Genomic DNA, 23,264 nt, shown 5'->3' with positions numbered 1-23,264 from the left:
GGCGTGCGCCGCACGGTCCGCAGGCCTGCGCCGTGGCACGTTGAACGGAAGGGCTGAACGGAAGGGCTGAACGGAGGGTCAGAACGACGAGGCGTCCGCCGCGTACACCCACCGGTAGCCCGGGTACTCACCGAGGGACCACAGGTAGTCGCGGGTCGGGTCGTAGGACAGGTCCTCCGCGCCGACGGTCAGCGCGTTCCCGTGCCGCACCAGCGCACCCGACGGCGCGGCGAACGTGTGCAGGTCGCCGTCCGAGTTCGGGTTGGAGTGGTCGGAACCGTCGCTCTGCGAGAAGAAGAACTCACCGTTGATGGCGGTCGACCCCTGCACGCTCTCCAGATCGGTCCGGTACGCCTCGGTCGCCTTGATGACGCCGTCCGACGCGGGCTTGAGATACCGGTCCGTGTAGTCGATCGGGACCCGGATGGTCCGGACCTGGGCGCCCGTGTCGACGTCGGCCGGGCTTCGGTACTCGCTGACGACCACCGAGTCGGGCGAGCTCGTGCGGTCGAGCGCCACCGAGGAGTGCCGTAGCTGCGTGTACCCGCCGGCCGTCGAGTCGGTGAACTTCGCCGTCTGCGGCAGCACGTACTTGTAGTCGAACGCGTGATAGGAGCCGTCCGACTGGCGCCCGACAGCCGACGAGTCGCCGGTCGAGACCCGCCACAGGTGGTCCAGGTCGAACACGCGGAACCCGCCGCTCGTGTCCGCCACGTACAGCAGGTTGCCGTACCACATGATGCCACCGGCATGGATGTCGACCGGCTTGTACGACGGCGCGCTCGTGGTGCCGCTCGGCTCGACCAGCAGGATGTGCCGGTACGGCGGGGCCGACGCGCTCGCCGACAGATTCGACACGCTGACCCGGACCCCCTTGTCGATCCCGTCGTCGGCATGGTCGTACCAGCTCACCATGTTGATGCGCTTGCCCTCGTAGGTCCCCGCGCCGTACGCGTCGGAGCTGGTCGTGATGCCCTGCGGGTACCAGGCGCTCGTACCCTGGTCCCCGGAGTTCCAGCAGTAGTACGCGGTGCGGTGCGTGACCGACGGTGCGCTGCCACAGCTCGGCGTGCGGTTGCCGTCGTCGGCCACCGTGCTCATCGAGACGTTCGGCAGCGCCGAGTCCAGTGCCCCGACCAGTGCCGGCGACGTCTCGGAGAGCGTGTAGCGGAAGTTGCTCGCGGTGAGCGGTGCCACGGCGGCCATGGCCGACGAACCGGCCTGCCGGCTCGGCGGCTCCGTGGCGACCGCCTGTCCCGCGGAGACGAGCAGGGCGCACAGCCCCAGGCTCGCGACGGAGAACGCGGCTCGACGACGATGGCGCATGGTGGTCTCCTGGCGTGAGGTGACGGATGCTCGTCCACAGTACGGAGCAGCCGCGCCCTCGTGCCACAAAAGGGTGCCGACCAGCTCTCCTGCATTGACAGCCCGGGGCAAGCACCTTAGGTTCCATTCGGCGCGGCGCCCGCCGCAACGCCAGGTACTCGATCAACGAAGACTCGAGCAGCGAAACGGGTGGACCGATGACGTTCCGGAACCTCGCACGTGCCCTGATCACCCTCGTCGTCGCGCTCGGCGCGACCGCCGGCGGGACCGCAACGGCCACCGTCGGCACGTCGGACGACGGCTGGTCGACGTCGTGGACGCAGTCGCAGCAACGCAGCTCCGGGCTGAGCCCCGAGAGCTTCGAGAACCGATCGGTCCGCACCATCACCCGTCTCACCCAGGGCGGGTCGGCGCTACGCGTCCGGCTGCAGAACCAGTTCGGCACCGAACCCCTGGTCGTCGACGCCACCACGGCGGGACTGAGCGCCGGCGGTGCGGCGGTCCGGCCGGAGAGCCTGCGCACCGTGACGTTCGGCGGCTCGGCCTCCGTGTCGATCCCGGCGGGCGGTGAGGTCTGGAGCGACCCGGTGGACCTCGCCACCACTGCCATGGACGACCTGGCGGTGAGCTTCTACCTGGCGAACCCGACCCGGATGATGCTCCACGACCTGGCCGGCCGCACCAACTACTTCTCGCCGGAGGACGGCGGGAACGCCACCACCGACACGTCGGGCGCGGGCTTCCCCGAGGCGCACGGCTGGACCTACCTGGTCAGCGCGGTGGACGTCTACAACCCGGAGCTCGCCGGCACGGTCGTCGCCTACGGCAGCTCCGTCGTCGACGGGGTCGGCGCGGACGACTGCGGCACCGACTGCCCGCCGCCCGCCGTGTTCCAGCGGTGGACCGACACCCTCGCGCAGCGCGTGGTCGACCAGCGGCCGGCCACGCGACAGGTCGCCGTCGTCAACGAGGGCATCTCCGGGACCACGGCGTCTCCCGTGTGCGGGGGCGGCGGCCTGGACGGCGTCTCGCGCCTCGACCGCGACGTGCTCGCGCTGCACGACGTGAAGTCGGTCATCTACTACTACGGCACCAACGACATCGGCAACAACTGCAGCGCCGAGGCGATCGTGGCGGCCTACCGGGACACGTTCGCCCGGCTGCACGCGGCCGGGATCAAGGTGTTCGTCACGCCGATCACCCCGCGTCCCGGTTACACGGCCGAGCAGAACGCGCAGCGGGCGGCGGTGAACGAGTTCGTCCGCGCGGGCGACAACTGCTCCGGGACCTGCGACGGTGTCTTCGACTTCGACCGGGTGCTCCGCGACCCCGCCGACCCGAACTCCATCAACCCCGCCTACGACAGCGGGGACGGGGTCCACGCCAACATCGCGGGGCAGACGGCGATCGCCCGGTCCATCCCGCTGGGTCGGCTCTGAGGAGACCGACCCCGGACCGTCCGCCGGGCCCGTCCCACGTCGCGTGCACGCGACGTGGGACGGGCCCGGCGGTCAGCGCTGCGTGAGGGAGTCCGCCAGCGGGTCGTGGCTCCCCGCGGGGAGCACCCGCAGCCGGCGGGCGGTCCGTTCGACGCCCTCCGCGGCCACCTGCGCGGCGAGCGCCCTGAGGGACTCGGGGGTGTCGTGCGTGACCCGCAGGAACCAGCCCGAGCACGCGTCGAGCTCACCGGCGGCTATCGCGTTCACCATGTCGGTCACCCGCTCGACCGGGGTCCACTCGGTGCGACCCTCGTGCAGCGTCATGCTCGTCGACATGTCGGTCCTGACCACGCCGGGCGCGAGCTCGAAGACGCGGATCCCGTGCTCGAAGCCGTCGTTGTGCAGGTTGGTGCCCATGCGGACGAGGGCGGTCTTGCTCGCGTTGTACGCCGAGCTCCCGCCGGCCATCTCGTGCGAGCTCGCCCCGGAGGCCAGGTCGACGACCCGTCCCCCGCCGCGCTCGATCATGCCCGGCACGGTGTAGCGGTCGAACAGGAACGGTGCCCGCACGTTGGTCTCGAACACCGACCACCACTCGTCGGGGTCGGCCTCCCACAGCGGGTGCTCCGACTCGAGGGCACCCGCGTTGTTGACGAGCAGATCGATCGAGCCGAGGGTGCGCTCGGCCTGCCCGACGGCGGCGCGCACCGCCGCCGGGTCGGACACGTCCGTGACGAGCACGACGGCGGTCCGGCCGAGGACGCGGATCTCCTCCGCCACCGCCTCGAGCCGCGCCGGGTCGCGCGCGAGCAGGGCCACGTCCAGCCCTGCCCGCGCCAGGCCCAGCGCGATCTCTCGGCCGATACCGCGTGACGCGCCCGTCACGAGCGCCGTGCGCGCCGGCGGCGGCACGACCTGCCGCCCCTGCGCCGCACGCGCGGGGGCCGCCACGGGCTCCGGCGAGTCAGCCACGCAGCACGGCCCCGACCGTGTCGGCCGCGGAGGCCACCACGGCATCACGCACCGCGCGTACCTCCTTGGCCGACAGCGTGCGGTCCGCCGCCCGCAGGCGGACCGAGTAGGCGAGCGACTTCTTGCCCTCGCCCACCTGCTCGCCCGTGAAGACGTCGAACAGGGCCAGGTCCTCGAGCAGCTCACCGGCCCCCGCGACGATCGCCGAGCGCACCGCCTCGGCCGGCACGACACCGTCGACCACGAACGCGAAGTCCTCCTTGGCCGCCGGGAACGCCGACACGGGCCGAGCCGCGACCGGTTCCCCGGACGCGGCGTCCACGAGGACGCTCAGGTCCACCTCGAAGGCCGCCGCGCGGGCGGGCAGGCCGAGGGCCTCGACGACCTTCGGGTGCAGCTCGCCCGCGTGCCCGACGAGAGTGCCGTCCGTGAGCTCGAGGCGGGCGGTGCGGCCCGGGTGCCACGGCATGTGGTCAGGGTCGGCGGAGACGACGACGTCGACCCCCGCCCGCTCCGCCACCAGGCGGGCAGCCGCGAGGGCGTCCGACCAGCCGGCGGCCCTGCCGTCACCCCACCAGCCGGCGAGCTCGCGCTTGCCGGTCAGCACACCCGCGACGCGACGCGGCTGCGCCGGGACCGCGGCGGCCAGCGCCTCGAGCTGCTCCGCTGTGGGCCGCACCCCGCCGGGCAGCACGGGCGCGGCAGGCGCGTCCACCTGCGGACGAGTGACCAGACCGATCTCGTACACCGCAAGGTCGGTCATGCCGCGGGACACGTTGCGTCGCACGGTGTCGAGCAGCGTGACCAGGAGGTTCGACCGCATCAGCGGCTTGTCGTCGGCCATCGGGTTCACGAGCCGGAGCGAGACGCGGCGCGGGTCGTCGGCCGGCAGGCCGAGCGCGTCGTACTCGGGCTCCCCGACGAACGGGTAGCTGAGCGTCTCGACGAAACCGGCCTCGGCGAGAGCCCGCGCGACGGAGCGGCGGGTCCGCTGGTCAGCTGTGAGCCCGCGACCGCCCGGGGCGGACGGGAGCACCGACGGCACCTGGTCGTACCCCTGGATGCGCACGACCTCCTCGACCAGGCCTGCCGGGTCGGTGAGGTCGGGCCGCCAGCTGGGCGGGGTGACGGTGAGGACCTCGACGGGCTCTACCACCGAGGTGGCCTCGACCGTCGCTCCGATCTCCTCCAGCGTGCTGCGCACCTGCTCGGGGGTGTACTCGACACCGGAGAGCCGGGTGGGCTCCGTGATCTTGAGCTGGATCGGCTTCTGCGGGTCGGTCTCGGCGGTGGTGTCGAGGTCGCTCACGGCGGGGTCCGCCGTTCCGCCGCCGAGCTCGACCAGGAGGTCGACCACGCGCTGTGCCGCGACCCCAGGCAGGAGCGGGTCGACACCGCGCTCGAACCGCTTGGCCGCCTCGCTCGCGAGCTTGTGCCGCCGTGCCGTGCGGGCAACGGTGATCTGGTCGAAGTGCGCCGCCTCGACGAGCACGTCGGTCGTGGTGTCGCTGACCTCGGAGGAGGCGCCACCCATCACACCGGCGAGACCGAGCACGCGGCTGGCCACGCCGTCGGGCGAGTCGGTGATCAGCAGGTCCTCGGCGTCGAGCGCGCGGTCGGCGTCGTCCAGGGTGGTGAGGCGCTCCCCCGCCACCGCCCGGCGAACCACGATCGGGGCCGCGACCTTGGCGAGGTCATAGGCGTGCAGCGGCTGCCCGAGGTCGAGCATCACGTAGTTCGTGATGTCGACAGCCAGGGAGATGGACCGCATGCCGGAGCCTTCGAGGCGGTGCTTCATCCAGGCGGGCGTGGTCGCGGAGGGGTCGATGCCGCGCACGACGCGCGTCACGAACCGGTCGCAGCCCACGATGCCGTTGATCGGGGCGTCGTCCTGCACGCGCACCTCGAACCCGTCGGCCGTCGGCGCCGGCTCGGCACCCGTGGCCAGGCCCCGGTCGGTGAACTTCGCGCCCGTGGAGTGGGCGTACTCGCGTGCCACGCCGCGGTAGCTGAAGGCGTACCCGCGGTCGGGGGTCACGTTGATCTCCAGGACCTCCTCGCCGAGACCGAGGAGCGCTATCGCGTCCTGGCCGGGCGTGAGGTCGTCCTCGGCGAACCCGTGCCGCGTCAGCACCATGATGCCGTCGTGGTCGTCGCCGATCTCGAGCTCGCGGACCGAGCAGATCATGCCGTCCGACACGTGCCCGTACGTCTTGCGAGCCGCGATGGGGAACGGTCCGGGCAGCACGGTGCCCGGCAGCGCGACGACCACGAGGTCGCCGGGTGCGAAGTTGTGCGCGCCGCAGACGATGCCGCGTCCGCCCTCGGCGTCGTTGTGCTCCGGGCCCACGTCGACCCGGCACCAGTTGATCGTCTTGCCGTTCTTCTGCGGCTCGGGGTGCATCTCGAGCACGCGGCCCACGACGAGCGGACCGGTGACGGCCGCTCCGTGGATCGCCTCTTCTTCCAGGCCGACCTTGACCAGGTCGGCGGCGAGCTGCTCGGCGGTGAGGTCCGCGGGCACCTCGACGTGGTCAGCGAGCCAGTCCTTCACGATGAGGGGCACTTCAGATCTCCGTCCCGAACTGGGTGGAGAAGCGCACGTCGCCCTCCACTATGTCGTGCATGTCCGCGATCGAGTGACGCAGCATGAGCGTGCGCTCGATGCCCATGCCGAACGCGAAGCCCGTGTACTCCTCCGGGTCCACCCCCGCGGCGCGCAAGACGTTCGGGTTGACCATGCCGCAGCCGCCCCACTCGATCCAGCCCGCGCCGCCCTTCTTCTGCGGGAACCACAGGTCCATCTCCGCGGACGGCTCGGTGAACGGGAAGAACGCCGGGCGCAGGCGGGTCCTCGCCTCGGGCCCGAACATCGCCCTGGCGAACGCGTCCAGCGTGCCCACCAGGTTCGCCATGGTCAGGCCCTTGTCCACCGCGAGGCCCTCGACCTGGTGGAACACGGGCGTGTGGGTCTGGTCGAGCGCGTCGGTGCGGAACGTCCGGCCCGGGCACGCGATGTACAAGGGCACGCCACGCTCCAGCAGGGACCGTGCCTGGACCGGTGAGGTGTGGGTCCGGAGCACGAGGTTGGAGTCGCCGCCGCCGTCGCCCGCGACGTAGAACGTGTCCTGCATCTGGCGAGCCGGGTGGTCCGGCCCGAAGTTCAGCGCGTCGAAGTTGAACCACTCGGCCTCGACCTCCGGGCCGTCGGCGATCTCCCAGCCGAGACCCACGAAGAAGTCGGCGATGCGTTCCTGGATCAGCTCGATCGGATGCCGGGCGCCCGTCGTGGTGCGCACCACCGGGAGGGTGACGTCCACCGTCTCCTCCGCCAGCACGCGCGCGTCGCGCTCCGCCTCGAGCTCGGTCTGGCGCGCGGCGATCGCCTGGTTGATCTGCCCGCGGCGAGGACCGACGAGCTTGCCGGCCTTCGCCTTGTCCGGGCCGGGCAGCGCCCCGATCCCCCGGTTGGCGAGGGCCAGCGAGCTGCGGTCCCCCGTGTGCTGGGTGCGGACGGCCTTCAACGCGTCGAGGTCGCCGGCCTTGGCGATGTCGTCGAGGGCGGCCTTCACCGCGGCGTCGAGCGCCGCCTCGTCGAGCGGATCGATGGGTGCCTTCTCATCGGGCGTGGACATGCTTGCCTTCCTGGCGGATTCGGGAGCCCGCACGGCCCCACCGTGGGGGCCTGTACCGGCAGATGAAGTCTAGGTGCCCGCCAGGGCTCAGGACGCGTTGTCCACAGGGCAGCTCAGTGCCCGCGCGCAGCGTTCGCCGCACGGCCCGTAGCGGGCCGCATAAATCGGCGGGTCAATGGCTGCATGCCGTCATCATTCCATGATCCGGCGAGCGGCGGCAACGTGGTTCGGCGGGTTCGACGTCGCGCGCTTGGCACACTTTTTCCAGTGTCAGCGGGTCGGCGTAGCGTCTGCGATGTCTCCACGGCCGGGCCGGCCCTGGCCCCGGCCGTGGAGACGTCGACCCGAGCTACCCCCGCACGAAGGAGCGGAGAAAATGACCCACCACGCGCTGGGCCGGCACCCACGCGTCCGCCCGGGTGGCTGCCACGCCGCCGACCGCGTCGAGCAGGATCCGCACGTCCTCGATGCCCACGTCGTCCCTGAGCCGCCCACCGCTCCGAGCCCGGTCCAGCAGCTCGCCCAGCCGCAGCTCCGTCGCCGCGACGTGCCGCACCACCTCGTCCGGGTACGCCTCGGCGAAGGGGGCCGCGCAGGTCCGGCTCGCGACCCGGAGCGCGGCGAGCCGGCGGAGCCCGGTGACCAGCCCGTGCCAGGGGTCAGGATCGGCCAGTGCGGCGTCCAGCACCCGCCCGTACTCGGCCGTCGTCTCGGACGTGAGCTCCTTGATCAGGTCGTGCTTGGTCGGGAAGTGCCGGTAGAGCGTGGCCGTGCCGACCCCCGAGCGGCGCGCGACCACCGTCATCGGCACGTCGAGCCCTCGGGCCCGGAACGACGCGTGCGCAGCGTCGACGATGCGCCGACGGTTGCGCTCCGCGTCTCGCCTCGACCGTCCGCCGGGTACCCCGGCACCCGACGCCCCGGTCGCGGAGCCGATCCGATACGAGCTCATGTCAATGCCTCTCGTTTCAGGTCCGGCACGGATCTCGTGCATCGGCCTCGACGTTGCTGCGGGAGCTGACGCCGCTCCGAGCCGTCTGGCGGGTCAACACCCGCAGCGCTCGAAGTGATCCCGGTGCGTCACACCCCACGAGAGGAAGAACAGATGACTTCGATGCGTGCCGTCCGGTTCCACGAGCATGGCTCGCCCGACGTGCTCCAGGTGGACCAGGTCCCCGTCCCCGTCCCGGCCCGTGGCGAGGTGCTCGTACGCGTCCACGCGGCGGGTCTCGGCGGCGGAGAGCTCCCGATCCGGGCGGGCAGGATGCGCGACCTGCTTCCCACCACCCTCCCGCAGGGCATCGGCGCGGAGTTCACCGGCCGGGTTTCCGCGGTAGGCCCCGGCGTGGTCACGACCCAGGTCGGCGAGGCGGTCTGGGGCCTGATGCCGCACTTCACGTTCGGCAGCGCCGCGGACTACGTGGCGGTCCCCGAGGACCAGCTCGCGCCGGCACCCGCCGGGATGAGCCTGATCGAGGCCGCCGCGCTCCCAGCGTCCGGCACCACCGTGGTCACCGCACTGGTCGAGAAGGCCAGGCTCCAGCCTGGTGAGCGGCTGCTCGTGCGCGGGGCGGGCGGCGGCGCGGGCAGCGCGGCGGTCCAGCTGGGCTCCGCCCTCGGTGCCCACGTCACCGCGCTCGCCGGTGCGCCCGGCCTCGCCTGGGTCACCGAGCTGGGCGCCGACGAGGCCCACGACTACCGGACCACGAGCCCGTCCGTCCTGGGGCAGTTCGACGTGGTGCTGGACCTGGTGGGGACGGACCTCGAGGCCTACGGTGCGCTGGTGGGGCCGGGTGGCCGGTTCCTGCCGCTCGCGCTCGGGCGCACCGACCCTGCGGGAACGGCCGCCACCGTGCTGGCGGCCCAGGAGAAGAACCCCGAGGGGGTCCTGGCGTTCAGCAACGACCCGACCCGCGCACAGATCGAGGAGCTGACCCGGTACGCCGAGTCGGGCGCCCTCCGGCCGTACATCGACGAGACCTTCCCGCTCGAACGCGCCGCCGCCGCGCAGGAGCGGCTGGAGCGTGGCGGCGTCAGGGGAAAGATCGTGCTGGTCACCGGGGCGGAGGCCGACCGATGACCGGCCGCGCGCCCAGCGGTGAACAGCCCGCGGTGACCAGCCCGCGGTGACCACCCTGCCGTGACATCCTCGGTCAGCCCTCGAGGTCCCAGCTCTCCAGGACCTCGTAGCGCGGGCCACCCTGGGCTCCTTCGCCGGGGTAGGACACGAGGAGCGCGAACGAGTCCGCCGTCCAGTCAGGTCCCGCATACACGGACAGCGCCTGGGCGGCGGGCTCCAGCGCCGACCTCGGTTCGCCCCCCGAGCGCTTGCCCCAGCGGTCCCGCCCGCGCGGCGGCCTGACCTGGCCGGCACGGGCGTGGGCGACGGTGACGTGCGCGCGGTGCGGCTTGACGTCCTCCGGCACCTCCCGCGGTGAGGCGGCCAGGCAGTCGGTCGCCAGGTCGTGCAGGGATCGCGTCTCCCCGTCGACGCCGATCCAGAGGACCCGCGCGCCGAACGACCCTGCCCCACGCAGCCGCAGGTCGACGGGCCCGTGCTTGCGGGCGACGTCGGTCAGCTCGTCGACCAGCTCGGGGACCGTGCCCTCAGGAAGGTCCGCGTAGAACGCGAGCGTGATGTGCAGGTTCTCCCGCGGAACCCAGCGCGGGGAGGCGGGTACGCCTTGCGTCGCCAGCCCGAGATGGTCCAGGACGCGCTGTGGCGGGATGACCGCTGTGAACAACCGCACGCCACGATCCTATGCTGACGTCCGGGCCGGACGTCACAGCCACCATCTGCGCGAGCACAGGGCCGCCAGCACGGCACCCAGGGTGTTGACCAGCACGTCGTCCACCGAGCTCACCCGGCCCAGGTCGAGCAGGTACTGCAGGATCTCGGCGGTCGTCGAGATCGCGGCCGCGGTCACGGCCACCCGGGCCAGGACCGCCACGGTGCGCCGCCCGTCGTCGGGCGCGAGGCGGAAGCGGAGCGGAAGGAAGAATCCGAGTGCGGCCAGCACGAGCAGGTTGCCACCCACCTGGACCACCACGCTCGCGACCGGCCCGTCGAGCTGGGCCGCGAGGTCGCGGAGCGGGATCAGCGAGAGCGCACGGCCGCCGGGCCGGGGCGTGAGGATCATCCAGAGCCAGGGCACGGTCCCTGCGACCATGCCGACCTCGGCCACGGAGAAGCGCCAGGCGCGCACGCGCGGAACGCCCCGCAGCCTGCGCACCCGAACGAGGAGGCGGATCGCCAGACCTGCCGCCAGGAGCCCGAACAGGGCGGGGCGCAGCACGTGCGCCCACTCGCCCCACACCCCGGCCGCCACCGACAACGACCTCAGCGCTGCGCCCGGCTGCTCGCGTAGAGGCACACGGTCGCTGCGGTCGCCAGGTTGAGCGACTCCGCCTTGCCACGGATCGGTACCCGTACGACGGCGTCCGCCAGCGCACGGTCCGCCTCGGGCAGCCCCCACGCCTCGTTGCCGAACACCCACGCGGTCGGCCCGGCGAGGTCCGGGGCGGCACCGTTCCCGGCGTCGTCCAGCAGATCGTCCAGGTCCAGCGGGCCGGTGCCGTCGGCCGCGAGCACGTGGCACCCGGCCGCGCGCAGCTCCGTCAGCGCGGCGTCCAGCGTGAGCCCGGTGACGACGGGAAGGTGGAACAGCGAGCCGGCGGTGGAACGCACGACCTTGGGGTTGTGCACCTCCACGCTCTCCCCCGCGAGGACCACCAGGTCGGCACCCGCCGCGTCGGCGGCCCGGATGACGGTGCCGGCGTTTCCGGGGTCGCGAACGGTGGCGAGCACGGCGGCCAGCAACGGGCGGCCCGCTCGCTCGGGATCCCTGGAGTCCAGCGCCTCGCGGAGCGTCGGCACGGCGGACCGTACGACGGCGAGCACGCCCTGCGCGTCGGCGCTCATCGCCTCGAGCACCTCGGGCGTACCGACGTGCAGGAACAGTCCGGAAGCACGAGCGTCGTCGACGATCTCGGCGTACCGAGTCGCGGAAGCGGGAGTCAGGTAGACGTCGCGGACCGCTGACGGCGCGTGCCGAACGGCCTCGCGCACCCCCTGAGGCCCCTCGACCAGGTAGAGCCCGTGCCTGGAGCGCGCCGAACGCCCGGCCAGTGCCCGTACGTGCTTGACGCGGTCGGCTCGCGGGTTCGCGAGCGTCACGTCAGGCGTCGACGGGTCCTCCGAGGAGGAAACTGTCCGGGCGTCCGGTGAGATGCTCAACCTCAGGCAGCGGCCGGGGCGTTGACATCCGCCGGCAGCGCGTCCTTGGCGACCTGGACGAGGGCGTTGAACGCCGCGACGTCGTTGACCGCGAGCTCGGCGAGCATGCGGCGGTCGACCTCGACACCAGCGGCCTTGAGGCCCTGGATGAGGCGGTTGTAGGTCAGACCCTGCGCGCGGGACGCAGCGTTGATGCGCTGGATCCACAGCTTGCGGAAGTCGCCCTTGCGCGCCTTGCGGTCACGGTATGCGTAGACGAGCGAGTGGGTGACCTGCTCCTTCGCCTTACGGTAAAGGCGCGAGCGCTGGCCGCGGTAACCGGCGGCGCGCTCGAGGGTTGTACGGCGCTTCTTCTGGGCATTTACTGCCCGCTTCACGCGTGCCACGTGAGACTCCTTGTACTTCGGGGCTGGAAGGGTTCTTGGCGACGCCCGTCAGGCACCGCCATAAAGGTCACTTACCGAGCAGCTTCTTGACCTTCTTGACGTCGGCCGGTGCGACGGCCTGGTCCATGGCCAGACGGCGCGTGCGACGGCTGGACTTGTGCTCGAGGTAGTGGCGCGCGTTGGTCTGCTCACGCATGATCTTGCCGCTACCCGTGACCCGGAACCGCTTCTTCGAGCCGGAGTGCGTCTTGTTCTTCGGCATGACTGCCGTCTCTCCTCATGTCGGTCGACCGCTGCAAGAGCGGCGACGTTGTACCTGGGCCGGTAGACCGGCCTGGTGTCGTGGTGGTCTTGGGGACCGTGGCCTCAGGCCTTGCGCGGTGCACGCGGCTTGGGGGCCACGGGCTTCGGCGTCGGCTTGGGGGCCGGTACGGGCTTGGGAACCGCCTTGGCCGCCGGCTTCGCTGCCGGCTTGGAGGCAGTCTTGGCCGCTGGCTTGGTGGCCGGCTTCGGCTCCGCGGGTGCAGGCGTCTCGACGACGGGCTCCGGCTCGGCCTCAGCGACCGGCTCCGGCTCGACGACGGGCTCCGGCTCGACGACCGGCTCGGGCTCGGCGACGGCCTCCTCGACGACGGCCTCGGGAGCCTGCGCTTCGGCGGGCTCCTCGACCGAGGTCTCGACGGTCTCGTCCACCTGGTCCTCGACCGGCTCGGAGGACTGGGGCTCGTCGGCCGCGCGGGCCTGGGCCTTGGCCTCGGACTTGGTCATCCGGCCTGCGTTGATCTCGGTGGCGCGCTTGCGCTGCTCGACCTTCGCGTCAGCCTTCTTCTTGACCGGCCCGAGGACCATGGTCATGTTGCGACCGTCCTGCTTCGGCATCGACTCGACGAAGCCGAGGTCGGCGACGTCCTCCGCCAGGCGCTCGAGCAGGCGACGGCCCATCTCCGGGCGCGACTGCTCACGGCCGCGGAACATGATCATGACCTTGACCTTGTCGCCCGCCGACAGGAAGCGAACGACGTGGCCCTTCTTGGTGCCGTAGTCGTGCGGGTCGATCTTCAGGCGGAAGCGGATCTCCTTGAGAACCGTGTTCGCCTGGTTGCGCCGTGCTTCTCGCGCCTTCATGTCCGACTCGTACTTGAACTTGCCGAAGTCCATGAGCTTGGCGACGGGCGGGCGGGCGTCCGGCGCAACCTCGACGAGGTCGAGGTCAGCGTCCTGGGCGAGCTTCAGGGCGACCGCCGTGGCAACCACGCCGACCTGTTCCCCGCCAGGACCGATGAGTCGGACCTCGGGGACACGGATCCGGTCGTTGATGCGAGGCTCGGTGATGGTGATGCTCCTTGGAAGTCGTTGATCGACCACCAGGAACGAGAAATGGCTCCCGCCCTGAACACAGGTGGAAGCCATCGCAAGGAAAGGGCACGGAGGGCTCGGCGACAACAGCACCAAACCTCTGCACCCGACCTAGAACCCGGACTCTGTCGGCACCTTGCAGGCGCTCGGTCGTGACTCGGGTGGGATGGTGATCCACTTTGTGCACCCGGCTCGCACCGGGTCGGTCGTGGGACAACGATAGCAGCACGACGACGGCCCTCGCCAGATCGGCCCGTGTGAGGTCCGCCGCCCTGTCCGGGGACACCCCGCCGGGCGGGTACGACCCGCCGCACAGCGCAACTGGAATCATTCCAGTTTAGGCCGTAGGCTCCAGGCATGACGTCGACCGCCCCTGCCGCTCCGACGCCCGAGGACCTCCTCCGTGGCGCCGGTCTGCGCGTGACCGCCGCCCGCATCGCGGCGCTGCGCGCGGTGGGCGACCAGCAGCACGCCACGGCGGACGACGTCCTGAGCTCGGTCCGCGACGAGCTGGGCACGGTGTCGGTGCAGGCGGTCTACGACGTCCTGCACGCGCTGACCGACGCGGCGCTCCTGCGCCGGATCGAGCCCGCGGGCCACCCGGCGCGCTACGAGCGCCGCACGGGCGACAACCACCACCACGTGGTCTGTCGTGTGTGCGGCACCATCGGCGACGTGGACTGCACGGTGGGTCACGCCCCGTGCCTGACCCCGAGCGACGACCACGGGTTCGTGATCGAGACCGCCGAGGTCACCTACTGGGGCCTGTGTCCCGGCTGCAGCGCCTGAGGCCGCCGTGGCGAGCCGAGCACCGAGACAGCCCATGACGACCCATGCCGAGTCCCCGCAAGAACCCCCGCAAGCAGCAGCAAAGGAAGGCACGTCTGAGATGACTACCCCTTACACCACCACGCAGACCGGCACACCGGTCGCCAGCGACGCGCGCTCGCTGAGCGTCGGTGCCGACGGCGCGACCGTCCTCCACGACCGCTACCTGGTCGAGAAGCTCGCCTCGTTCAACCGTGAGCGCGTGCCGGAGCGCAACCCGCACGCCAAGGGTGGCGGCGCGTTCGGCGAGTTCGTCGTGACCGAGGACGTCTCCCGGTACACGCGCGCCGCGGTGTTCCAGCAGGGTGCCAAGAGCGAGACGCTGCTGCGGTTCTCCTCCGTCGCGGGCGAGCAGGGCTCGCCCGACACCTGGCGCGACGTGCGCGGCTTCTCGCTGCGCTTCTACACGGAGGAGGGCAACCTCGACATCGTCGGCAACAACACGCCGGTCTTCTTCCTCCGCGACGCGATGAAGTTCCCGGACTTCATCCACTCGCAGAAGCGCCTCGGCGCCTCGGGCCTGCGCGACGCCGACATGCAGTGGGACTTCTGGACGCTGTCGCCCGAGACGGCGCACCAGGTCACCTACGTCATGGGCGACCGTGGCCTGTCCAAGTCGTGGCGCCACCTCAACGGCTACGGCTCGCACACGTACCAGTGGATCAACGCCGAGGGCGAGCGGTTCTGGGTGCAGTACCACTTCATCTCCCAGCAGGGCGTCGAGAACATGCCCGCCGCCGAGGCGGAGCGGATCGCCGGCGAGGACGCCGACTACTACCGCCGCGACCTGTACGAGGCGATCGACCGCGGCGAGTACCCCTCGTGGGACGTCAAGGTCCAGGTCATGCCGTACGACGACGCCAAGACCTACCGGTTCAACCCCTTCGACATGACGAAGGTGTGGCCGCACGCCGACTACCCGCTGATCAAGGTCGGCACGTTCACGCTGAACCGCAACCCGCGCAACTTCTTCGCCGAGATCGAGCAGGCCGCGTTCTCGCCGGGCAACCAGGTGCCGGGCACCGGCATCTCGCCCGACAAGATGCTCATGGCCCGCGTCTTCGCGTACAACGACGCGCAGCGGCACCGCATCGGCGCGAACTTCAACCAGCTGCCGGTCAACCAGCCGCATGCCGCCCCCGTCGCCAACTACATGCACGAGGGCCCCATGCAGTACCACTTCAACGGCCCCGAGCACCGCGTGTACACGCCGAACTCCTTCGGCCAGCAGGGTGGCCCGACCGCCGACCCGGCGCGCGGCGTCGAGTCCTCGTGGGAGACCGACGGTGAGCTGGTGCGCTCGGCGCAGACGCTTCACGCCGAGGACGACGACTTCGGCCAGGCGGGCACGCTCTACCGCGACGTCTTCGACGACGACGCGAAGGCTCGCTTCCTCGAGACCCTGACCGGTCAGGGCAAGTCGATCACGATCGACGAGATCCGGGAGCGGTTCTTCCAGTACTGGACCAACGTCGACGAGGAGCTGGGCGCCAAGCTGCGCGCGGCCGTCGCAGCCTGATCCAGCACAGCGACAGCTCAGCGGTAGTTCAGCGGTAGTTCAGCGGTAAGAAGGCCGGGTCCCGTCGGGGCCCGGCCTTCGTGCCACATCAGGGATGTCCGCAGGATCTGGTGGGATTCCTTGCCCGGCGGCGGTCCACCCCGCTACCGTCGCGACGCCTCGCCCACGGCACCGCACCGAGAACAAGGGAGTCAACGATGTCTCGCTCGCTCGTACGAATCGGCGCAGCACTCGCGGCCGGCCTGCTGGCACTGACGGCGACGGCCGGTCCCGCCGCCTCGGCGCCCGCGGCCACCAAGGAGCCGGAGCAGGCCGCTGCCTCCCACCGGGTCCTGGCGTTCTACCAGACGATCTACGAGACCGGCTCCGACGGCGTACGGCGGTACGTCGACCCCAAGCCGCTGCTCGGCTCGGTCACGGACGTCAACGTCGGCGCCATCCACCTGAACGCCGACGCCTCCCTGACGGTGAACGACATCCCCGCCGACCACGGCGAGCTCGGCGTCATGTGGGACGACCTGGCCACGATGCAGGCGCAGGGCGTGACGGTGAGCGCGTTCCTCGGTGGCGCGGCCCCTGGCACGTACCGGTACCTGCGCGAGGACTTCGACCGGTACTACCCGGTCCTGCGGGACTTCCTGCGCACCTACGGCCTCGACGGGGTGGACCTCGACATCGAGGAGACGTTCTCCCTGGCGGACACGATCCACCTGGTCGACACCCTGCGGGCCGACTTCGGGCAGGACTTCGTCATCACGCTCACACCTGTCGCGACCGACATGGCGGGGCGGACCAGCTTCTCCGGCGGCTTCAGCTACGCCGAGCTCGAACGGCGGGCCGGGTCGAGGATCGACTGGTACAACACCCAGTTCTACTGCGGCTGGGGCGACCTGTCGTCCACCAGGGTCTACGACCAGATCCTCGCCAACGGCTTCAGCCCCGACCGCGTCGTGGCCGGCACGGTCACCAACCCGGCGAACTGCGCCGGGTACGTGGACTGGCCCACCTTCGACGCCACGGTCGGCTCGCTGGTGGCACAGCACCCGAACTTCGGCGGCGTCTTCGGCTGGGAGTACTTCAACTCCGTCGGGTACGACGGCGGCGGGCGTGCGAGCTGGTTCGCGCACGCGTCCGACGTCGTCGGCTCCTGACGGGCCGGCCGTCACGGAAGCCGGATCTCCAGGGCCGCCGGGGCCGCCGCGAACGACTCCCGCAGCAGCGCGCACAGCTCGCCGCGGGTCGCGGTGGTCTCGGCGGCGGGCCCGGACCGCCAGGTGTCCATGGCCGCCCGGTGCCCCGCGACGGCGACGGCGCACACGACCCGCGCGGAGAGATCGGCCCCGGACGGTCCAGACAGCCTCGGCGAGATCGCACCGACCACCTGGTCCGTGAAGCGCTCGCACACGAGCAGCCCGGCGGCGTCGACGGCGGGCGTGGCGCCGCTGAGGCGGGCGCTCAGGACGGCGAGCCGCTCCCACCCGGCCGGCATCCGCTCGACGACGTCGACGAGCGCCTCGCCCAGCACTTCCAGCAGGGGACCGCTCCGGTCGAGCACCGTGTCGAGGTCCGCGATCAGGAGGCGCCAGACGTCGTTCAGCGGGGTGAGCGCGAGATCCTCCTTGCCGTCGAAGTAGCGGAAGAAGCTCCGCTTGGACACCTCGGCCTGATCACACAGCCAGTCGACGGTCACCGCGTCGTACCCGTGCTCGGCGAAGGCCGGCAGTGCCGTCTCCACCAGCCGCTGCCTGCTGCGCTCGATGCGCCTGCTGCGGAGCGTGCCGGGTCCGGGATGCGTCGTCATGCGACGAGCCTAGCAAACTGGCACTCAGTGGCACTTGGCATACAGTAGCGGCATGCTCGCATGGACCGTAGACCACTCGTCCCCCGGCCACCTCGCCCTGCGTGAGGTGGCAGATCCCGTGCCCGGACCGCACGACGCGGTCATCGAGGTGCGGGCCTTCGCCCCCAACCACGGCGACCTCGAGATGCTGGCCCAGCACACGGAGGGCACGATCCCCGGCTGGGACGCCGCGGGCGTCGTCGTGGCGGAGGCCGCCGACGGGACGGGCCCGCGGCTCGGGCAGGAGGTGGTCTCGCTCGGCACGCACGGCGCATGGGCCCGGCGCCGGCTCGTGACCGCGGAGTCCGTCGGACTCGCTCCCCGGGGCGCCGACCTCGGGTCGCTGAGCGTCGTACCGGTCGCCGCCACCAGTGCGCTGCGCGGGCTCCGCCGGCTCGGCCCGGTCCTGGGCCGCCGGGTGCTGGTCGTGGGCGGGACCAGCGCCGTCGGCCTGTTCGCCGTGCAGCTCGCCGCCCGCGGCGGGGCCGAGGTCGTCGCCACCACCCGGGACCCCGCCGCGCACGAGCGCCTGCGCACCCTCGGCGCGCACGAGGTCGTCGGCTCGCCGGACGAGCTGCGTGCGGACGTGGCCGGGGCGCTGGACCTGCTGGGCGGTCCCCACCTGGTCGGCGCGTTCGCACGGCTCGAGCCGGGCGGCACCCTCGTCGCCCTCGGTCACGCGGCCGGGGAGGAGGAACGCTTCGCCCTGGGCGACCTGTACGGCGACGGCGGTCGGCACGACCGTTCTCTCACCACCTTCTTCCTCGGGGCGGAGACGGACCTGGGCCCCGACATGACGTGGCTCGCGCAGGAGATCCACGCCGGGCGCCTCGACCCGGCGGTCGGCGCGGTCCGGCCGTGGCGGGAGCTCGCCGACGCCGTCGGGCCCGGCGCTCGGCGACCGGTCGGCAAGACCGTGCTCCGGGTGGACTGAGGCCCCGGCGGACGGCCCTCGGCCTGGAGCCGCCCGCCGGGGCGGCTCCAGGCATCAGTCCAGCAGCACCTCGATCTGCGCGAGGCTGCCCCCGCCGAGCAGCTCCAGCCGGAGACCCGTCAGCGGTACGGGCTCGTCGAGCACGAAGGGCCGTAGCTGGCTCGGCCAGGCCCACTCCTGCTCGCTCCGCTCGTCGAGCACCCGCCCGTCGGCCGCGACCAGGCGCCACGCCGACGGCGCCGCCGGTTCGCCCTGCGGCCCGGAGGTCAGCGTGTAGGCGCGCAGCGTCGCACCCGGCGGGACGTCGCCCGCGGGCCGCCACTCGATCGTGCCCTCGACAGCGGCCGACGTCGCGAGCTCACCGTCCGTCAGGTGCGGCAGCGCGCCCCCGGCACCGTGCCAGGTGCCCGTGGCGCGCCGCCACGGCCGCCCGTGCACCGGCCCGGCGGAGGCGCCCGCACCGCCCTCCGGCGCGGGGCCGTCCGTCGGGACGCCCCAGCCGGTCGCCGTACCGGACAGCGCGAACCGCAGCGTCGCCCCGCCGGTCAGGTCGCGCTGGTCCACCGACGGCGTGGTGACCGCCCGCGCCACGCCGTCGGCGTCCGACACGTCGAGGCCCGCCACGTACCAGTGGTCGGCGGCACCGGGCGCCTCGACCACCAGGTCGCCGTCGGGCCGGTGCACCACCGCCCGCTCGAACAGGGGCGAGGTGACCGCCCAGCGTGACGACCCGATCTCCAGCGGGTACAGGCCGAGGGCCGAGAGCACGTACCAGGCGGACATCTCACCGTTGTCCTCGTCGCCGTGGTACCCCTGCCCGATCTCGTTGCCGGTCCACAGCCGCGCGAGGATCTCGCGCACCGTCTCCTGCGTGCGGTCCGGCCGTCCGGCGAACAGCCACGTGTACGGGATGTGGTGCGACACCTGGTTGGACTGCCCCAGCTGGCCCATGCGCACGTCGCGCGCCTCGACCATCTCGTGGATCACGAACCCGTAGGTGCCCGGCTTGTCCGCGGGCTCCGGGGTGGCGAAGAACCGCTCCAGCAGCCGTTCCAGCCCGCCGGGCCCGCCGTGCAGGCCGGCCAGGCCCGCGCCGTCGTGCACCGGGTGGAACAGGAAGTTCCAGGCGTCGGACTCGGTGTAGTCCCCGCCCCACTCCCCCGGGTCGAACGGCTCCGTGCCGAACGAGCCGTCCCGGCCGCGGCCGCGGAAGAACGCCGTCTCCCGGTCGAACAGGTGCACGTACCCGAGCGAGCTCTGCCGCAGGTAGGCGGCCTCGTCACGCAGGGCGCGCCGGCGCCCCCGCGGTGTCTCCGGCGCCTCCGCGAGCGCCTCGGCCATGCTGGCGAGCCCCGCGTCGTTGATGTAGCCCTCGAGGCCCCAGGACACGGACTCGTCGATGTCGCGCGGTACCCAGCCGTGGGTCAGCGCGAAGCCCTGTCCCTTGCGCCCCACGCCCGGCCGGGTGGGCAGGGCGGTCGCGTTGCGCAGGCCGGCGTCGTAGGTGGCGAGCGGGTCGGGCAGGGTCACGCCGCGCAGGTAGAGGTCGGCGAAGGCGACGTCGGAGGACGTGCCGGTCATGAGGTCGGCGTAGCCCGGCGACGACCACCGGGCGATCCAGCCGCCCTCGCGGTACTGCTGCACGAACCCGTCGGCGAGGCGTGCCGCCATCTCGGGGTAGAGCAGCGCGTACGCCGGCCAGCAGGTGCGGTAGGTGTCCCAGAACCCGTGGTTGACGTACATCTCGCCGGGGACGACGGGCGCGCCGTCGAGCACGGGTGACGCGTGCACGGGGGTACCGTCGGGGCCCACCTCCGTGTACGACGACGGGTACAGGCCCAGCCGGTACAGGTTCGAGTAGAGGGTGACCTGCTGTTCCTCGGTGGCTCCCTCGACGTCGAGCACGCCGAGGCGTTCCTCCCACTGCGCCTGCGCGCGAGCGGCCACGTCCGAGAAGGACCCGCTCACCTCGCGCTCCAGGGCGCGCCAGGCGAGGTCCTCGCTGATGTAGGACGTCGCCACGCGCACCTCGACCGTGCGGCTCGCCTGGTCGTCGCCGCCGGCGGGGTCGAGCGCGACGGTCGCGTACGTGGCGTGGTCCCTGCCGCGGGCCCGCCCCGTGCGCAGGACCGGCCGGGAGACCTGGCCCACCACGTACATGCGGCTGCGGCCCACCGAGAGCACGCTGCCGTGGTCGCTCCAGCCGGTGAGGGTGCCGTCGTCGTGCACCGTCACGGCGACGGGCGGCCCGTCGGCGCCCACGTCGCTCACGGCGTCGATGACCAGGTGCCCGGTCGTGGCGCCCGGCGGGAAGGTGAAGCGGAGCACGCCGCCGTGGTCGGCCGCCGCGACCGATACGCGGGCGCCGTCGTCCAGGTCGACGTCGTACCGGTGCGGGCGGGCCGTCTCGTCGTCGTGCGAGAACCCGATGGCGCGGGACCTGAGGCCGGCGTCGGGCACTCCCTCGTCGCCGGGCCGCGCCGGGACCAGGTGGAACGCGAGCTGGTCACGGTCGCCCATCCACGGGCTGGGCTCGTGCGAGATGCCGACGCCCTGCAGGTGCGGCCGGTTGCCCGGCCCGTTGTGCGCGGCCCAGGAGTACATCCAGCTCGCCGACGACGCGTCGGTCAGCGGGACCCACATCGTGAAGCCGTTGGGCACCGCCGCCGCCGGCACGGTGTTCCCGCGCGAGTACGCGCCCGAGGAGTGGGTGCCGCGCCGCGTGTCGACGAGGTCGGCGCGGCCGGTCACCGTGCCCACGGAGCGCGGGGCCACGGTCACGGAGTCGAGCCAGACCTCCGTGTCACCACCGTCCGGTGGGGCGGTGACGACGGCGGCCGCGCGCACGCGCCGTCCGGGTGCCCGCTCGGCCACGCGGTCCAGGTCGACCCGGACCAGGTTCCAGTGGTCGGGCACCAGGATCCGCGCGTCTCCCTGCCCGACGGCGGTCGCCGGCATGCCGTGCTGGTCGGTGAGCGCGGGCTCCGGCCCGGCGGGCGAGGGCCGGGTGCCGTCCGAGAGCAGGGTGCCCTCCGAGAGCCAGGTGCCGTCGTCGAGCAGCAGGTCGACGGCCACGTAGGTGGAGCGGTAGGTCAGCTCGGTGTCGAGCACCGGCAGCAGCGTGTAGCGCAGGGTGATGCCGGCCTCGAGCGGTACGTCGAGACCGTCGAGCACGACCGTGCGGCCGCCGCCGCTGTGGCCGATGAGCTGTGCGTGCTCGCCGGTCAGGCCGACCCCCGGCCTGCCGGCGGGGACGTGTGCGGGCCCGGTCATGCCACCACCTCACGGACGTGTTCCGGCACGCCGGGTGCGGCTTGGGTCGAAGCGGTGCCGTCCGCGAGCGCGGCGGCGTCGGAGTCGTAGGCGATCGCGGTGGGCCTTTCGTCGCGGGCGAGGTGCGCCCGGGTGGTTGCTGTCACTGGTCGGCGAGGAGCTTGTTGCACTCGTCGACCGCTGCGTCGAGGGCTTCCCGCGAGGTCTTGTCCCCTGCGATCGCCGCGACGAACTGCTGGTTGACGGCGGTGGTCATCGCCTTGTCGACCTCGACCGGCTGGAGCACCTCGGCGGTGGTCAGGCTGCTGAACGCGATCTCCTTGGCCGCGCCCTGCGGTGTGCCGTCGTTCTGGGCGAGCTCGGGGTTCTCCTGCGAGGCGGTGGTCGACGGGAAGACGCCGGGCGCCGCGGCGGCGAACGCCTCCTGGTTGGCGGCGTTCGTCAGGAACCGTGCCAGCGCGACGGCGGCCTCCTGGTTCGCCGACTCCTTCGAGACCGCCAGGCCCTGCACGTACAGCGGCGTGGCGCCCAGGTACGGCGACGAGGCGATCTTGCCCTCCAGCGACGGGTTGGCCTCGAGCACCCGGTCGATGAAGTTGCCGCCGCCCGTCGACCATGCCACGCGGCCCTCGATGAACAGGCTGCTGTTGCCGAGGTACGCGTCGGTGAGCACTTCGTCGGGCAGCAGGCCTTCGGCGTACGCGCCGCGGTAGACGTCGAGCAGCTCGGCCGCCTCGGGCGTGTTGAACGTGAACTCGCTGCCGTCCTCGGACAGGACCGGGAGGCCGGCGGCCGCGAGGTCGCCGAGGCCCGGTGTGCGGCTCATGAGGTAGTCGCCGGTGGTGCTCATCATGGTGCGTGCCTGCTCGACGAGCTCGTCGAGGGTGGTGGGCGGCGCCGCCGGGTCGAGGCCCGCGTTCGCGAACATCTCGGTGTTCCAGTAGTTCAGGTCCGCGGTCAGGTACCACGGGTAGGCGAAGGTGCCCTCGACACCCGCGTACCGGTACGCGTCGAGGGCGCCGGGAACGAAGGTCTCCGCGAGGCTCTCGTCGGCACGCGCCACGTCCGTGAGAAGCCCTTCCCGCGCCAGCAGGAGCGCGAAGTCGGGCGGGAGGTTGGTGACGTCGGGCAGCTCGCCCGCGGCGGCCTGCGCGACCACCTTCTCCCCGTAGCCGTCACCCGGCTGGTCGAGCCACGTCACCGTCGTACCGGGGTACTCCCGCTCGAAGTCGCCGATGACGCCCTCGACGTACTGGGTGAAGCGGGGTGCGAGCGCCCACGTCTGCAGCGTGACCTCACCGGTCACCCCGCTCACGGGCCGCACACCGGACGCCGCCTCGGCGCCGCCCGTGCCGGTGAAGGAACAGCCGCCGAGGATGGCCAGCACGGTCAGGACGGCTCCAGCGGTCCCGATCCTCCTGCTCTTCATGACAGCTCCTTCCAGCAGATGCTTCGTCGCGTCCTGGGGTACCGGCCGGTGCTGCCTCGCGCGGCGCCGCTCGAGCGCTCGGGCCCCAGC

At 72.2% G+C, this 23,264-nt stretch carries 21 protein-coding genes; 6 read left to right on the top strand and 15 right to left on the bottom strand.

Features of this window, described 5'->3' with window-relative positions:
• Nucleotides 1-78: 78 nt before the first annotated feature.
• Entirely contained in the window at nucleotides 79-1,326 is a 1,248-nt protein-coding gene (locus ACYVK7_RS24050) for a hypothetical protein (protein WP_460890247.1), read from the bottom strand.
• Nucleotides 1,327-1,523: 197 nt separating this feature from the next.
• On the opposite strand from ACYVK7_RS24050, the gene ACYVK7_RS24045 reads away from it, so the two are divergent.
• Nucleotides 1,524-2,765 carry a GDSL-type esterase/lipase family protein gene (locus tag ACYVK7_RS24045; RefSeq protein WP_460890246.1) on the top strand — a complete coding sequence of 414 codons (1,242 nt, stop codon included), beginning with the start codon at nucleotides 1,524-1,526 and terminating at the stop codon, nucleotides 2,763-2,765.
• A gap of 72 nt (nucleotides 2,766-2,837) precedes the next feature.
• Here ACYVK7_RS24045 and ACYVK7_RS24040 read toward each other — a convergent pair whose 3' ends face one another.
• The 4 genes from ACYVK7_RS24040 to ACYVK7_RS24025 all read right to left on the bottom strand — a co-directional run bounded on the left by ACYVK7_RS24040 (nucleotide 2,838) and on the right by ACYVK7_RS24025 (nucleotide 8,324).
• On the bottom strand, nucleotides 2,838-3,737 hold the full coding sequence (locus ACYVK7_RS24040) for an SDR family NAD(P)-dependent oxidoreductase (RefSeq protein WP_460890245.1): 900 nt from the start codon (nucleotides 3,735-3,737) through the stop codon (nucleotides 2,838-2,840).
• Nucleotides 3,730-6,303, bottom strand: coding sequence for a phenylalanine--tRNA ligase subunit beta (pheT, locus tag ACYVK7_RS24035; RefSeq protein WP_460890244.1), 2,574 nt, complete (start codon nucleotides 6,301-6,303; stop codon nucleotides 3,730-3,732). The genes ACYVK7_RS24040 and pheT overlap by 8 nt, the downstream gene beginning before the upstream one ends.
• A gap of 1 nt (nucleotide 6,304) precedes the next feature.
• Nucleotides 6,305-7,372: a phenylalanine--tRNA ligase subunit alpha gene (gene pheS / locus ACYVK7_RS24030; protein WP_460890243.1), complete on the bottom strand. Its 1,068-nt coding sequence runs from the start codon at nucleotides 7,370-7,372 to the stop codon at nucleotides 6,305-6,307.
• A 349-nt stretch (nucleotides 7,373-7,721) separates the two neighbouring features.
• The gene (locus ACYVK7_RS24025; RefSeq protein ID WP_460890242.1) at nucleotides 7,722-8,324 is read right to left on the bottom strand and encodes a TetR/AcrR family transcriptional regulator; all 603 of its coding nucleotides are present in this window, start codon (nucleotides 8,322-8,324) and stop codon (nucleotides 7,722-7,724) included.
• A 153-nt stretch (nucleotides 8,325-8,477) separates the two neighbouring features.
• Here ACYVK7_RS24025 and ACYVK7_RS24020 point away from each other — a divergent pair, with 153 nt between their 5' ends.
• On the top strand, nucleotides 8,478-9,452 hold the full coding sequence (locus ACYVK7_RS24020) for an NADP-dependent oxidoreductase (protein WP_460890241.1): 975 nt from the start codon (nucleotides 8,478-8,480) through the stop codon (nucleotides 9,450-9,452).
• 73 nt (nucleotides 9,453-9,525) lie between these two features.
• On the opposite strand, the gene thpR is transcribed toward ACYVK7_RS24020, so the two are convergent.
• The 6 genes from thpR to infC all read right to left on the bottom strand — a co-directional run bounded on the left by thpR (nucleotide 9,526) and on the right by infC (nucleotide 13,360).
• Nucleotides 9,526-10,122 carry an RNA 2',3'-cyclic phosphodiesterase gene (gene thpR, locus ACYVK7_RS24015; protein ID WP_460890240.1) on the bottom strand — a complete coding sequence of 199 codons (597 nt, stop codon included), beginning with the start codon at nucleotides 10,120-10,122 and terminating at the stop codon, nucleotides 9,526-9,528.
• Nucleotides 10,123-10,155: 33 nt separating this feature from the next.
• The gene (locus tag ACYVK7_RS24010; RefSeq protein WP_460890239.1) at nucleotides 10,156-10,701 is read right to left on the bottom strand and encodes a VanZ family protein; all 546 of its coding nucleotides are present in this window, start codon (nucleotides 10,699-10,701) and stop codon (nucleotides 10,156-10,158) included.
• 11 nt (nucleotides 10,702-10,712) lie between these two features.
• Complete coding sequence (locus tag ACYVK7_RS24005) at nucleotides 10,713-11,549, bottom strand: TrmH family RNA methyltransferase (RefSeq protein WP_460890238.1); 837 nt, start codon at nucleotides 11,547-11,549, stop codon at nucleotides 10,713-10,715.
• Between the two features lie 62 nt (nucleotides 11,550-11,611).
• Entirely contained in the window at nucleotides 11,612-11,995 is a 384-nt protein-coding gene (gene rplT / locus ACYVK7_RS24000) for a 50S ribosomal protein L20 (protein WP_108490904.1), read from the bottom strand.
• Between the two features lie 67 nt (nucleotides 11,996-12,062).
• On the bottom strand, nucleotides 12,063-12,257 hold the full coding sequence (gene rpmI / locus ACYVK7_RS23995) for a 50S ribosomal protein L35 (RefSeq protein WP_357463525.1): 195 nt from the start codon (nucleotides 12,255-12,257) through the stop codon (nucleotides 12,063-12,065).
• Between the two features lie 104 nt (nucleotides 12,258-12,361).
• Complete coding sequence (gene infC, locus ACYVK7_RS23990; RefSeq protein WP_460890283.1) at nucleotides 12,362-13,360, bottom strand: translation initiation factor IF-3; 999 nt, start codon at nucleotides 13,358-13,360, stop codon at nucleotides 12,362-12,364.
• 348 nt (nucleotides 13,361-13,708) lie between these two features.
• On the opposite strand from infC, the gene ACYVK7_RS23985 reads away from it, so the two are divergent.
• The 3 genes from ACYVK7_RS23985 (at nucleotide 13,709) to ACYVK7_RS23975 (ending at nucleotide 16,849) form a co-directional block, all read left to right on the top strand.
• The gene (locus ACYVK7_RS23985) at nucleotides 13,709-14,140 is read left to right on the top strand and encodes a Fur family transcriptional regulator (protein WP_460890237.1); all 432 of its coding nucleotides are present in this window, start codon (nucleotides 13,709-13,711) and stop codon (nucleotides 14,138-14,140) included.
• A 100-nt stretch (nucleotides 14,141-14,240) separates the two neighbouring features.
• Nucleotides 14,241-15,698: a catalase gene (locus ACYVK7_RS23980; protein WP_460890236.1), complete on the top strand. Its 1,458-nt coding sequence runs from the start codon at nucleotides 14,241-14,243 to the stop codon at nucleotides 15,696-15,698.
• 197 nt (nucleotides 15,699-15,895) lie between these two features.
• Nucleotides 15,896-16,849 (top strand): glycosyl hydrolase family 18 protein, encoded by a 954-nt coding sequence (locus ACYVK7_RS23975; RefSeq protein WP_460890235.1) that lies wholly within the window; start codon nucleotides 15,896-15,898, stop codon nucleotides 16,847-16,849.
• Between the two features lie 11 nt (nucleotides 16,850-16,860).
• Here the strand turns inward: ACYVK7_RS23975 and ACYVK7_RS23970 are convergent, their stop codons facing one another.
• On the bottom strand, nucleotides 16,861-17,499 hold the full coding sequence (locus ACYVK7_RS23970) for a TetR/AcrR family transcriptional regulator (protein WP_460890234.1): 639 nt from the start codon (nucleotides 17,497-17,499) through the stop codon (nucleotides 16,861-16,863).
• A 52-nt stretch (nucleotides 17,500-17,551) separates the two neighbouring features.
• Here ACYVK7_RS23970 and ACYVK7_RS23965 point away from each other — a divergent pair, with 52 nt between their 5' ends.
• The gene (locus ACYVK7_RS23965) at nucleotides 17,552-18,472 is read left to right on the top strand and encodes a zinc-binding dehydrogenase (RefSeq protein ID WP_460890233.1); all 921 of its coding nucleotides are present in this window, start codon (nucleotides 17,552-17,554) and stop codon (nucleotides 18,470-18,472) included.
• Between the two features lie 54 nt (nucleotides 18,473-18,526).
• Here the strand turns inward: ACYVK7_RS23965 and ACYVK7_RS23960 are convergent, their stop codons facing one another.
• From ACYVK7_RS23960 to ACYVK7_RS23950, 3 genes are read right to left on the bottom strand one after another with little or no spacing between them, the layout of a single operon-like run.
• On the bottom strand, nucleotides 18,527-21,745 hold the full coding sequence (locus ACYVK7_RS23960; protein ID WP_460890232.1) for a GH92 family glycosyl hydrolase: 3,219 nt from the start codon (nucleotides 21,743-21,745) through the stop codon (nucleotides 18,527-18,529).
• Complete coding sequence (locus ACYVK7_RS23955; RefSeq protein ID WP_460890231.1) at nucleotides 21,742-21,891, bottom strand: hypothetical protein; 150 nt, start codon at nucleotides 21,889-21,891, stop codon at nucleotides 21,742-21,744. The genes ACYVK7_RS23960 and ACYVK7_RS23955 overlap by 4 nt, the downstream gene beginning before the upstream one ends.
• On the bottom strand, nucleotides 21,888-23,174 hold the full coding sequence (locus ACYVK7_RS23950; protein ID WP_460890230.1) for an ABC transporter substrate-binding protein: 1,287 nt from the start codon (nucleotides 23,172-23,174) through the stop codon (nucleotides 21,888-21,890). Before ACYVK7_RS23950 ends, ACYVK7_RS23955 begins: the two co-directional genes overlap by 4 nt.
• Nucleotides 23,175-23,264 lie beyond the last annotated feature (90 nt).

The organism is Promicromonospora xylanilytica, assembly GCF_054782895.1.
The sequence above is the reverse complement of the archived record's forward strand: the minus strand, read 5'-3'. Positions and strand labels throughout refer to the sequence as shown.